The 12,197-nt window shown below is 59.4% G+C and carries 12 protein-coding genes; 6 read left to right on the top strand and 6 right to left on the bottom strand.

The window, feature by feature from the left end; translation table 11 throughout:
• The first annotated feature begins 90 nt into the window (after positions 1-90).
• The 6 genes from R6T97_RS06960 to R6T97_RS06935 are packed head-to-tail and all read left to right on the top strand — an operon-like array spanning position 91 to position 6,033.
• Positions 91-1,350 carry a lipopolysaccharide biosynthesis protein gene (locus R6T97_RS06960; RefSeq protein ID WP_410348568.1) on the top strand — a complete coding sequence of 420 codons (1,260 nt, stop codon included), beginning with the start codon at positions 91-93 and terminating at the stop codon, positions 1,348-1,350.
• Positions 1,335-2,678: an oligosaccharide repeat unit polymerase gene (locus R6T97_RS06955; RefSeq protein ID WP_410348567.1), complete on the top strand. Its 1,344-nt coding sequence runs from the start codon at positions 1,335-1,337 to the stop codon at positions 2,676-2,678. Before R6T97_RS06960 ends, R6T97_RS06955 begins: the two co-directional genes overlap by 16 nt.
• Entirely contained in the window at positions 2,671-3,240 is a 570-nt protein-coding gene (locus R6T97_RS06950) for an acyltransferase (protein WP_410348566.1), read from the top strand. The genes R6T97_RS06955 and R6T97_RS06950 overlap by 8 nt, the downstream gene beginning before the upstream one ends.
• Positions 3,237-4,373: a glycosyltransferase gene (locus R6T97_RS06945; RefSeq protein WP_410348565.1), complete on the top strand. Its 1,137-nt coding sequence runs from the start codon at positions 3,237-3,239 to the stop codon at positions 4,371-4,373. The genes R6T97_RS06950 and R6T97_RS06945 overlap by 4 nt, the downstream gene beginning before the upstream one ends.
• The gene (locus R6T97_RS06940; protein WP_410348564.1) at positions 4,370-5,287 is read left to right on the top strand and encodes a glycosyltransferase family 2 protein; all 918 of its coding nucleotides are present in this window, start codon (positions 4,370-4,372) and stop codon (positions 5,285-5,287) included. Before R6T97_RS06945 ends, R6T97_RS06940 begins: the two co-directional genes overlap by 4 nt.
• Positions 5,284-6,033, top strand: a complete 750-nt coding sequence (locus R6T97_RS06935; RefSeq protein WP_410348563.1) for a glycosyltransferase family 2 protein — start codon at positions 5,284-5,286, stop codon at positions 6,031-6,033. Before R6T97_RS06940 ends, R6T97_RS06935 begins: the two co-directional genes overlap by 4 nt.
• Here R6T97_RS06935 and R6T97_RS06930 read toward each other — a convergent pair.
• The 6 genes from R6T97_RS06930 to pcaD form a co-directional block, all read right to left on the bottom strand.
• Entirely contained in the window at positions 6,030-6,971 is a 942-nt protein-coding gene (locus tag R6T97_RS06930) for a phosphatidate cytidylyltransferase (RefSeq protein ID WP_410348562.1), read from the bottom strand. The genes R6T97_RS06935 and R6T97_RS06930 overlap by 4 nt on opposite strands.
• On the bottom strand, positions 6,968-7,609 hold the full coding sequence (locus R6T97_RS06925; protein ID WP_410348561.1) for a lysophospholipid acyltransferase family protein: 642 nt from the start codon (positions 7,607-7,609) through the stop codon (positions 6,968-6,970). The genes R6T97_RS06930 and R6T97_RS06925 overlap by 4 nt, the downstream gene beginning before the upstream one ends.
• A gap of 63 nt (positions 7,610-7,672) precedes the next feature.
• Positions 7,673-8,914 carry a mandelate racemase/muconate lactonizing enzyme family protein gene (locus R6T97_RS06920; protein WP_410348560.1) on the bottom strand — a complete coding sequence of 414 codons (1,242 nt, stop codon included), beginning with the start codon at positions 8,912-8,914 and terminating at the stop codon, positions 7,673-7,675.
• Between the two features lie 30 nt (positions 8,915-8,944).
• A complete protein-coding gene (locus R6T97_RS06915; protein ID WP_410348559.1) occupies positions 8,945-10,024 on the bottom strand; it encodes a zinc-binding dehydrogenase in 1,080 nt (359 codons plus the stop codon).
• A 75-nt stretch (positions 10,025-10,099) separates the two neighbouring features.
• Entirely contained in the window at positions 10,100-11,317 is a 1,218-nt protein-coding gene (locus R6T97_RS06910; protein ID WP_410348558.1) for a TCR/Tet family MFS transporter, read from the bottom strand.
• Positions 11,318-11,358: 41 nt separating this feature from the next.
• Positions 11,359-12,171 (bottom strand): 3-oxoadipate enol-lactonase, encoded by an 813-nt coding sequence (gene pcaD, locus R6T97_RS06905; protein ID WP_410348557.1) that lies wholly within the window; start codon positions 12,169-12,171, stop codon positions 11,359-11,361.
• Positions 12,172-12,197: the final 26 nt, after the last annotated feature.

Genomic DNA, 12,197 nt, shown 5'->3' with positions numbered 1-12,197 from the left:
AAAGGAGTTAACCTTTAATTAATCACAATGAATGAGGACTAAAGCTGACGCCGTCTTTGGTTAACGGCGCGTATAGATGGTTTTCGTTCGATGCTCGGAGCAAAGCTCGCAAGTTTGGCAAAGCAAGGTACCGCGCAGGCTCTTGGCCTGCGGGTTGCGATAGTGGGCCTGAATTTCGCGGTGATGCTTGGTCTTGCCGCCCTGCTGGGATTTGAGACATTTGGCCGTCTGGCGGCAGTTTGGGGGGCGGCGCTGGTCGCAGGCACGGTCGTTTCGTTGGGTGGGCCGGTGATCCTGTTGCGCATGTTGACTGACGGGCAGGGGATGCGCGCTGTAGATATCTGCAAGATCGCTGTTCTCTTCCCCTGTCTTCTGGCTCTGCTCGTCTGGACCATCGGCATGGGGATTTGGCCGGATATGCCGTGGGCCGCCATCCTGATTGCGGGGTTTGTCACCAATGTCCTAGTATGTCTGGCCACGGTGATGCGGGCGCTGGGAAGTGTACAGGCGTCGATGGCGCTGCGCGATGCGGGGCCACAGGTTGCCTTGGGCGTGGCCGGGGTTGCGGGGCAGGGCGCGCAGGCTGAAGTGATTCTGCTTGGGTCTGCCGGAACGATGTGTGCGCTGTCTGTCGCGGGCTTTATCTGGATTTACCGGCGTCGTTGCCAGTTGTTGCTCTCGACTGGTGGGCGTCCGTATTTCAGCATGTCGCTTTGGGCGGCGTCGGTACTGGGCATGGCAGTCGCGCAGATGGACCTGATCGTCGGCGGGGCCGTGATGTCCGCCGAGCAGTTGGGTGTTTATGCCGTATTGCGCCGCATCGCCAATCTGGTTGCTTTGCCGGTCACTGTGGCGACATGGGTCAGCTCACCTGATATTTCGGCAGCGCATGGTGCGGGTGACAGGATCGCGCTGGCACGCGCCAGTGCGTATGGCAGCCAGATTGCAATGTTGCCTGGGCTTGCGCTTTTCGGATTTGGCGTTCTGCTGGTGCCGCTCTTGCCTTACGTCCTGCCGCAACAGGCCGGAGGTGGTTCTGCCCTTGTTTTTTCAATTCTGCTGCTGGGAGCCTTGGGACAGGTGGCCTTGGCGTCAAGCTTTACCGTGGTGACGCTTTGCGGATTACCGGGGCTTGCGCTGGCTGCGCGCCTGCTGATGGTCCTCCTCTACCTGCTTTGGTCTCAGTGGTGGGGCACGGAATTGAGCGCAACGTCCAATGCGCTGGGGTATGCCGGTGCGCTGACGCTGGGTGGCATCGCCCTTTGGTGGGCTGCGAAACGCCGACTGGACATTGATACATCGGCGCGTGTCTTGCTGCGCGCGAAGGGGGGGCAATGGAGAACCTCCTGACCTTGCTGTTGGCCCTCATCTGCTGTGTGATCCCGTTTTGGCTGGGTGTGCGGCACGGGATGGTGCGCTTTTTGTCTCCGATGCATTTGCTGGGCTATTTCTGCACGTTCGGTTTTCTGCTGAAGGTCGCGGTTTACGGCATAATGCCAGAGTACGCCTTCTACAGCCGCTATATCGACACATCCGCTGCGAAGCAGACGGGGGCGATCTATCTGGCCGGTTTTATTTTGCTGATGTGTCTGGGCTATCGCTGTGCAGTGCGTCCGATTGATCCAGCACCTGCCGTCCGCGAGGCGCGGATCGTGGCTAACGGGCTGGTCCGCCAAGGCTGGCTGTTTGCTGCGGCTTTTGCAGTGGCGGGATTCACATTTGCGCTGTTGTTGCAGGCGCGGGGCCTATCCGTTTTCTCGGCTGATCTTTTGACCGTGTTCAATCAGGACAAGCAGATCAACGTGGGCGCTAACGGGGTGGGTGCGACGCTGGCAGGCCTCAAGACCTTGTTCGTCGTTCCCAAATGCGCGTTCGTCTTGCTGTTGGCACAGGGGCTTGTGCGGCAGTCGCGTTGGCTTATGGCGCAGGCTGCGATGCTGGCGGGTCTGCTTGTGGCCATTGCTTTGGTGTCCGGCGACAGGTTCGAATTGGTCGAGTTGCTGGTCTTTGCAAGTGCAACCTATCTGCTGCTTGGGTTTCACGTTGGATTGCGCACGGTGATCCAGATGACCGCCGGAGCGGTCGGCGTCCTGTTTCTGAGCGCCTATATGACCACGCTACGCGGTACCGATGCCTCACTTTTGCATCAGATCGTCGGCTCTACGTATTTCCTCGATATCAACGCGGCGATCATGGTGACTGATCAGGTAAAGCCCGACTCCTACCTGCTGGGCGAAAGCTATGGTTGGTGGGCCTTTGGCTGGGTGCCGCGTGCAATCTGGGTCGACAAGCCCGCGATTGATCTGGGCGTTTTCCTCAAGCGTGACGTGATGCAGGTGGCCACCGGCGGGGCGTTCAACGTCACCGGCCCCGGCGAGGCCTTCATGAATTTTGGCTGGGCGGGCGTTCTTGTGGGCTTTGTGCTTGGCTGGGTCTACCGCCGCTTGGAAGTGGCGCTTCTCTCGGCGCGTGCAACATTGCGATTTGCCGGCTTCGCCCTTTATCCGTTGCTGCTTTATCCGTTTGTGCAGGCGTCGCTCCATTCATCATTCAGCGGGTTCATCGTGGGGGCTGCGGCGCAAGGGGTGCTGATCCTTGCGATGATCACCCTCTTTTTGCCGCGCTATCGGCTGGCTGTGTCCACACCATTCAACGCGAAAGGGTCACTTTATGTTTAGGCTTTGTTTTTGGACTTTGCGGATCTGGGCAGCGGTCCGGCGACGGTTGGCGCACCGGCTTGCAACACGGTTGCATCGGGCCAGCCTTGCGAAGGTCGGGCTGCGGTCGCGGTTCCAGACCGGCATCCGCTTTGATTGTCCTGATCGGGTCAGTATCGGGGCGGACTGCATTTTCTGGCGCGGTGTGGGTGTGGCGGCCGAGGGTGACGACGCGGCTTTGCAGATCGGGGATCGGGTGCAAATCAATCGTGACGTTCTGTTGGACATGACCGGTGGCTTGACCTTGGGCGACGATGTCTTGGTGTCGGAACAGGCGGTTATTTATACACATGATCATGGGTTGGACCCGCACGCAGCCGCGATGCAGTTGCCCAAGACGATTGAACGCGATGTCTGGATTGGCATGCGGGCTGTCGTTCTGGCGTCGTGTCGTGTCATCGGGTCCGGTGCCGTGATTGGTGCAGGTGCGATTGTGACACGCGATGTACCGGCTGGGGCGATTGTGGTGGGCAATCCTGCCAAAATCGTAGGCTATCGCAAATTGGTCGAGGTGGCGGCATGAAGGTGCTGCACATCGTTCCGACATTCTATCCGGCCACCTATTGGGGCGGACCGATCTGGTCGACCAAGGCGATTTGTGATGGCATCGCGGCTGTGCCCGATGTGGAATTGCAGGTCCTGACATCGGATGCGGCGGGTCCTGCGATTTCGGATCGTGTCACGCCTGCCACGCTGCCCTATCCCGTTCATTACGCGCGCCGTATGGCAGGGCATTGCATTGCACCGGACCTTTTGGCGCGTTTGCCACGCGCGATCCATTGGGCTGATTTGGTACATGTTACAGGCACCTACAATATGCCGACATTGCCTGCTTTTGCCTTGGCGCGTGTGCTGGGCAAGCCTCTGGTCTGGTCCCCGCGTGGGGCACTCCAAGCCACCGAGGATTGGGCCGAAGCCCCGCACCTGCGTATCAAGCACGGGTTTGAACATCTGGCCAATATTTTTCGTCCCAGAGACACCGTGCTGCACGTGACCGCTGCACAGGAAGCCCGGCAAAGCGTGCGACGTTTGCAGGGCATTGCGCGTGCGGTCATTCCAAACGCGGTCGATATTCCCGTGGACCTGCCGCAGCGTCAAAGGGACGGGTCCGGCTGCCGTTTGATGTTTCTCAGCCGTCTTCATCCAAAGAAGGGGTTGGAGGCCCTTTTCGATACGATGGCCCGTCTGCCGTCCCGTTTCACTCTGGATATTTACGGCACCGGCGATGCGGCCTACGCGCGGATGTTGCAGCTACGTGCCAACTTTTCAAATGGCCGTATCCGCATGCATGGACATGTCGAAGGCAAGGCGAAAGCTGCCGCCTTTGCAGGGGCCGATCTGTTTGTCCTGCCATCCCATTCCGAGAATTTCGGCATCGTTGTCGCCGAGGCGCTGGCCCATCGCGTACCGGTTCTGACGACACAGAGAACGCCTTGGCAAGAGCTAGAACGGCATGGCTGTGGACGTTGCATCGATCTGTCGCGCAGTGACCTTGCCGCAGAGATTGCGGCACTTGCAGAGCATGATCTTCTGCAAATGGGCGAGCGTGGACGCGCTTGGGTCCGCCGTGATTTTTCCACGGCGGCGATGGTGGCGGCCTTTGAAGGGCTGTACCGCGATCTGGCGGGGCAGGGCTTTCAGGAGGTGATGGTTTGACACCGCTGACCGTTATCATCCTGACCAAAGATGAGGCGCGCCACATCGCAAGGGCGATCGCTTCCGTGCGCGCGTTGGCCGACCGCATTGTCGTGGTCGACAGCGGCTCGACCGACGCAACGGTACAGATTGCGCAGGAACACGGGGCAGAGGTGCTGTTTCATGCGTGGACCAACCACGCGGTACAATTCAACTGGGCGCTGGACCAGATCAGGGATGCGCCTGGCTGGGTGCTGCGGCTGGATGCCGATGAGGTCGTCACGCCGGTGCTAGCCGCCGAGATTTCAGCAGGCTTGCCGGATGTTGACGGCTGCTATGTGGGGCGGGGGATCAAATTCATGGGGTATTTGGTCCGTCATGGCGGCGTGTTTCCTGTCCCGACGATGCGCTTGTTTCGCAATGGCAAGGCGCGGTGCGAGGCGCGATGGATGGACGAACATATCGTGGTGGACGGACTGACCACTCACCTGCGCGGGCAGATCATCGACGACAATCTGAACCCGCTTGATTGGTGGGTGGCCAAACACAATGCCTACGCCAGTCGCGAGGTCGTTGACGTGTTGAACCGGGAGCATGGCTTTTTGCCAGATGCGGGCGATCTGCCGGGCGCCGGAGCCGCAGCCATGAAGCGGTGGCTGAAGCTGCATCTTTATGCGCATTTGCCTGCGGGCCTGCGCGCAGGCGGCTATTTTGTCTACCGCTATGTTTTCCGCCTTGGTTTTCTGGATGGCCCGCAAGCGCGCGCTTTCCATGTGCTGCAGGGGTTTTGGTACCGCTATCTGGTGGACGCGAAACTGGCTGAGTTACGCCGCCATATGAGTGCCACCGGAGCCTCTCCGATAGCGGCAATCAGGGATGTTTTGGACATTGACGTGACGGTCCCTGAAGTTAATCAAAAGGATATCCCTGCATGAAAATCTCTGTTGTGACCGCCGTGATCAATGGGCAGGCGACCCTGCCTGCGATGCTGCAAAGTTTGAAGGCACAGGATCATCCCGATGTGGAACATGTCGTGCAGGATGGCGGATCAACCGACGCGACGCTTGCGATATTGCAGGCACAGGGGCATCAGAACATGGCGCTGCGATCACTGCCGGACAGCGGTATTTACGATGCGATCAACCGTGGGATTGCCCGCGCCTCGGGCGATATCATCGGGCTGTTGCATGCCGATGACCAACTGGCAGCGCCGGACGTGCTGGCGCATGTTGCCGCTGCGTTGGACGACCCCGGTATCGACGGCGTCTATGGAGACTTGGACTATGTTTCGCGCGATGATGCCACACAGGTGATCCGGCACTGGATCGCGGGGCCCTATTCTGCGGCACACCTCAAGCGGGGCTGGATGCCGCCGCATCCGACGCTTTATCTGCGCCGCGCGGTTTTCGAGCGTGCAGGGCTTTATGACACAAGCTATCAAATCTCGGGCGACTATGATGCCATGCTGCGGTTCCTGACGGCTGGCAAGGTTCGATTGGGATACATCCCACACGTCATGGTGCAGATGAAGATGGGTGGTGTAAGCAACAGGTCCTTTGCCCATATGATCCGCAAGAGCCGCGAGGACTACCGTGCGATCATGCGGCATGGCGTGGGCGGTTTCGGTACGCTGGTGGCCAAGAACCTGTCGAAGTTGCCGCAATTTGTGGGGCGGACCTAGGTATAGAAAACCTTGGTGAGTTGATAAAAGATCGGCGCTGCAAAGATCACGCTGTCAAGTTGATCGACAAAACCACCCTGTCCGGGGATCAGGTGTGACCAGTCTTTCACGCCCCGGTCACGTTTGATGGCCGCCATGACAAGATTGCCGAACATGCCGACAAGCGATGCGACACCTGCCATAAGTGCGGCTCCAACCACACCGAAGGGTGTGATCCATGCCAGCAGCGCACCAATGACCATCGCGCTGAGAATACCGCAGATCATGCCTTCCCATGTCTTCGGCGAAAGGCCGGGAGCGATCTTGTGTTTCCCGATACGTCGCCCGAAAAAGAAATCAAGCAGATCGCCGAGTTGCACCACGATCACCAAAAACGCGATCAACAAGAGTGAGCGATCACCATAACCGTCGATGTCCAAGGACATGAGCGCAGGCACATGGCTGACGCAGAAAACGGCAATCATCAGCGCCCATTGGGTTTCGGCCACGCGGACAAGAAACCGTTGCGGGTTCCCGCGCAGGGCCGAGACCATGGGCAGGAAAAGAAAGGCATAGACGGGAATGAACACGGTAAACAATCCGGTCCAGCCAAGGCTCACAAAGATATATTGCAGCGGCAATACAGCGAAGAATGCCAGCGCCAGAGACAGGTGATCTGCCTGCGCCTTGGCTGTGAGTGTCAGGATTTCGCGCAGGGCGGCAAAAGAGGCGAAGGCGAAAAGGATCATGATACCCGGCTTGCCCAACAAAAGTGCCGCCCCGACAAAGGCGACCATGCCCCACCAGCTTTGCACGCGGGTCATGTAGGTATCGAGCAAAGGGTTGGGTTCGTGCACGGGTTGGCGCGCCCGCAGGACTTCGCCCAGGACTGTGAATGCGATCAGGATTCCGAAACAGCCAAGGGCCAGCAGCAGGATATCAGTCGTTGTGCTGCTCATGTCCGCTCCTGAGGGCGTTGGGCCAGCAGCGCGTCAGAGGCACGCTTGAGGAACTCGTTCTTGCTTTCGCCCTCGCGCACATGGATCGGTTCGCCGAATGTTACCGTGCAGATCAGGGGCAGGGGGATGATTTCACTCTTGGGCATGATCTCGGTCAGGTTGGCGACCCATGTGGGCACCAGATCGACCTCGGGCCGTGCGACACCCATGTTATAGAGCCCCGCCTTGAACGGTAGCAGGGGGTCGTCGGTCATGTTGCGGTTGCCTTCGGGAAAAATGATCAGTGACGATCCTTCGTCAAGGGCGGCGATGATCTTGTCCATCGGTTTGTCTTTGACCTCGGGCCTGCGGTCGACCAGCACGCAATTGAATACCTCTGGCCCGACGAAGGCGCGAAGTCTGGTCTTCAGCCAGTAATCGGCGGCGGCCACCGGACGGACGGTGCGGCGCATCGCGGGCGGCAGTACTGACCAGATCATCGGCATATCGGCGTTGCTGGTGTGATTGGCGAAATAGACGCGTTGGCGCGGAACCGGTTCGATCCCTTTCCAGTCGGCGCGCACGGCGGTGATCGCGCGCGCGAAGATGCGGATGGATTGCCCCACGATCCGGGCTGCAAATTGACGCAGGAATTTCATAGGGTGACTTTGGCCAAAAGGAGCGGTTTTGAAAAGAAAATTTGCCGCACCCGCCGGGCTCTCTCAGTCGGCCGTTTCCCGCTTGACCGGCGCGCCCCCTGCAAAACTGTTCACACCATGGTATCCAATCGGCGCTTCCTGCATTTGCAGATGCAACCCGTCGTCGGTGTAGGGGTGCGCACGCGCGAGGTCTTCGTCAAAGTCGATGCCAAGGCCCGCTGCGGTCGGGACGGGAATATACCCGTCTTCGACCGTGATCGTTCCCTTGATAAGGTCGTTGTGGAACGATGACTCGATGGTTTCAGCCATCAGGATATTCGGGATCGACGCTGCCAGTTGGATATTGGCGGCCCATTCCACCGGACCCGCATAAAGATGCGGGGCCAGTTGCGCGTTATAGACTTCTGCCATCGCCGCGATCTTCTTGGTTTCCCAGATACCGCCGGAGCGCCCCAAGGCGGGTTGCAGGATCGTCGCTGCCCCTGCGCGCAGGATCGGTGCAAACTCGGCCTTTGTCGTCAGCCGTTCGCCGGTTGCAATGGGTATGCCGACCGCACTTGCGACCTTTGCCATCTCGGCCACGTTATCTGGCGGGATCGGTTCTTCGTACCAAAGCGGGCTGTAGGGTTCCAAGGCTTTGCCCAGCCGGATCGCGCCGCCGGTGCTGAATTGTCCGTGTGTGCCGAACAAGAGGTCCGCACTGTCACCAATGGTGTCACGGATCGCCTTGCAAAAAGCCACCGACAGGGTGATGTCATGCAGCGATGGCATATGCCCGCCGCGGATCGTGTAGGGGCCTGCGGGATCGAATTTGACAGCCGTATATCCCTTTTCAACCATATCGAGTGCGACTTCTGCGGCCATATCAGGGCTGGCCCAGAACTCTGGCAGCGGGTGTGACGGGCGCGGATAAAGGTAGGTATAGGCGCGGATGCGGTCATTCATGCGCCCGCCGATCAGGGCATGGACGGGGCGGTCGCGGTCCTTGCCTAGGATATCCCAACAGGCCATTTCCAACCCCGACCATGCGCCGATGACCGTCAGATCGGGGCGTTGGGTGAAGCCTGATGAATAGACGCGGCGGAACATCAGTTCGATGTTTTCCGGATTTTCGCCCGCCATGTGCCGCGCAAAAACGTCCTTGATCACGGCTTTCATGGCGTCCGGCCCGATGGAAGAGGCATAGCATTCGCCATAGCCTACGATGCCTGTGTCCGTCGTTACTTTCGGAATGATCCAATAGCGCCCGCCCCAGCCGGGGGCAGGTGGTGCCGTGACGATAATATCGAGATCAGCGAGTTTCATGGGGCATCCTTTCGTGCAAAGGCGATTAGCCTAATCGAAGACAATCACGTTGCGTTTTGCGCTGCCGGTCTTGGTATCCGCAATCGCTTCATTGATCTGGTCAAGTGACCAGCGGCCCGAAATCAGCTCATCAAGCTTCAACCGCCCTTGTTCATACAGATCGACCATCCACGGGATATCACGTGCGATCACCACGTCACCCATCTTGGAGCCCACCATACCTTGCCCTGTTGCAGCCAGCATCACCGGCTCGTAGGTCGACATCGCACCCGAATGGGGCATACCGACCATAATCACCTTGCCGCCGTTTGCCAGATATTGTGGTGCCGTGTCATAGGCGGGGATCGCGCCGACCGTGACAAAGACGGCATCGGCACCGCGTCCCATCGCGGCCTTGGCCTGCCGCCATGGTTTTTCCTGCGTTGCAAGTACACCGTCGGTCGCGCCGAATTCCTTTGCGATTGCGAGTTTCTCTTCGGACATATCCACTGCGATGATCCGGCGTGCACCGGCGATCCGCGCACCCTGGATCGCGTTGAGGCCGACGCCGCCTGCACCGATCACGACCACATCCTGCCCGGCGCGCAAATGCGCAGCGTTGACGACCGCACCGACGCCGGTGATCACGCCGCAAGCCAGCAGCGATGCAGCCTCCATTGTGATCCCGCCGGAGAGCTTCACGATCTGGCTTTGATCCACAACGACCCGCTCTGCAAAACCGCCGGTGTTCATAGCCTGAAGCAAAGGTTCGCCCGCAGCGCCGGTGATCGGTCCGCTGGCCATGTCGCCTTCGCACGCGACCGGCTTGCCGCACGCACAGGAGGGGCACGTGCCGCAGGCACGGATCAGGGTCACCACCACCGGATCGCCGACCGCAACGCCGCGCACGCCAGTGCCGACCGCAGTGACGTGTCCCGCAGCCTCGTGCCCATAGACCGCAGGCAGGGTGCCGCCCCATGCACCGTCGATGTAGGAAATATCGGAGTGGCAGATCGCGCAGGCTTTCAGCGTGACCTCGACCTCGCCTGTATCGGGCGCTGCGAGCGTGACGGTTTCGATGGTCAGTGGCGCGCCGAATTCACGGCAAACGGCGGCTTTTATTTCTGGCATGGTGTTGTCCTTGGTTCATGTCTTGGATGCGACCCTGCTTTTAGTCGTCCGCGCTTGCAAGTCTGAAAACGTCCTTCAGGTGACGCGGACGCGCTTTGGCCTTGGCGTCTGCATAAAGACGATGATGCAGCCGATGGTCAGGACCGCAGACAGCAGAAAAGGGGCGCCTGGCAGATAGAACGGGGCATTGCTTGCGGTAAAGAACCAGAAGGTCTGCGTGACCATCAAAGGGGCCACGATTGTAGCGACAGCATTGATTGAGGTCACTGTACCCTGCAATTCGCCTTGTTGGTCATCGGACGCAGTGCGCGACATGATCCCCTGCAAGGCAGGCCCCGCGATTGACCCCAGTGCCGTCAGTGGCGTCAGCGCCAGCGCGATCCAACCATTGGTCACAAAACCCAGCGCCATGAAGGCCAGCACATCGACAGACAGCCCAAGGATCACCGCCTTGCGTTCCCCGATCCGCTTTAGGATGGGCCGGATCAGCACACCTTGCACAATGGCGATCCCGATCCCGAAAAGCCCGAGCGACAAGCCGATCATCCCCGGGCCCCAGTCGAAGCGTTCCGCCCCGAAATAGGCCCAGACGCCGGGATAGACGAAGAACGCGATGGTGTAGACGAAGGCGATGAGCAGCAACCGCTTGAGACCGGGGAGAGCCCCGATGTTCTTGAACGCCCCAAGCGGGTTCGCACGGCGCCATTCGAAGGGGCGGCGAATCCGGTCAGTGACGGTTTCGGGGAGGACGAAATACCCGAAAACGGCATTTGCCGCAGCAAGCATGGCGGCGGCCCAGAACGGCGCACGGGTGCCATATTCCGCCAGTACCCCTCCGATAAGGGGGCCTAGCACGAAACCCATACCGAAGGCTGCTCCGACCAGGCCAAAGTTGGCCGCTTTTTCCTCCGGCTTTGAAATATCAGCCATATAGGCGGCCGAGGTCGCTTGTGTCGCGGCGGTGATCCCACCGATGACCCGCGCGATGATCAGCAGCCATATCGTCATGGCCAGTGCCATCAGCACATAATTGAACGCCATGATCACCAGCGAAATGATCAGAATCGGTCTGCGCCCGTACCGGTCAGAGAGGCTGCCCAGTGTTGGCCCGAACAAGAACTGCATCGCGGCAAATGTCGTCGCCATGATGCCGCCCCAGACAGCGGCAGCGCCAATGCCTTGCCCTTCGACCTCTTGGATCAAATCGGGCATCACGGGCATGATCAGCCCGATCCCCATACTATCAAGCATGACCGAGATCAGGATAAATGTGACGGCAAGGCGCTTGTTCATCGGTGCAGGATTAAGCTGTGCGGTTCACTTTGCAAGCGCGATCAGGCAGCATCGGTCGCAAGGTGGCCTGTTGCGGATATGAAGTCACAAAGGTGCCGGGCGAATGTCTCTGGCGTTTCCACACAAGGCAAGTGACCGGCGCGCCGGATCAGTGCAAATTGTGCTCCGGGTATAATGTCGACCGTTTCGCGCACCAGATCAGGGGGTGTTGCCCCATCCTGTGTTCCGGCAATGCCAAGTGTGGGTATGCGCAACCCGCTTGTGGGTGTGTAGAAATCAGTGCCTGAAATGGCTGCACATACACCGTTGTAACCTTGCGGCGGCGTCTGCATCAGCATGTCCAGCCAGCGCACCATGCCGGATGATCCATAAAAATTCCGTCCGAACCATCGCTGCATAACCTGATCGGCAACGCCCGACATGCCTTGGGCGTTGACCCGATCAATTCTGTCTTTCCAGAGCTCGGGATGGCCGATTTTTGCAGCGGTATTCGACAGCACCAGCGCCCTGATCAAATCGGGGCGCTTCACGGCCAACCCCTGCGCCACCATTCCGCCGACCGAAAGGCCGACAAACATCGCGTCTTTGATGTCGAAGCTATCGCAGACAGCCTCTGCATCACTGACCAACTGACCCATCGTATAAGGTGCATCGGGTACGCCGGAACGACCGTGCCCACGCATGTCATAGCGCAAGACGCGCAACTCTGCGGGCAACAATGGCAACACTGGATCCCATAGGTGCAGCGTCGTTCCCAATGCGTGCGAAAGCACGACCACCGGACCGTTCCGGGGCCCGGTGATGCGGGCGTATATGCCGGTTCCATCCGGTCGTGTGATTATCTTTTCTTGCATTTGCGACTATTCCAGTGCCTTGCCCT

Origin of the sequence: Yoonia sp. (genome assembly GCF_046498525.1) — a bacterium.
GTDB lineage: Bacteria > Pseudomonadota > Alphaproteobacteria > Rhodobacterales > Rhodobacteraceae > Yoonia.
This window is presented reverse-complemented; position numbering and strand designations above follow the sequence as displayed.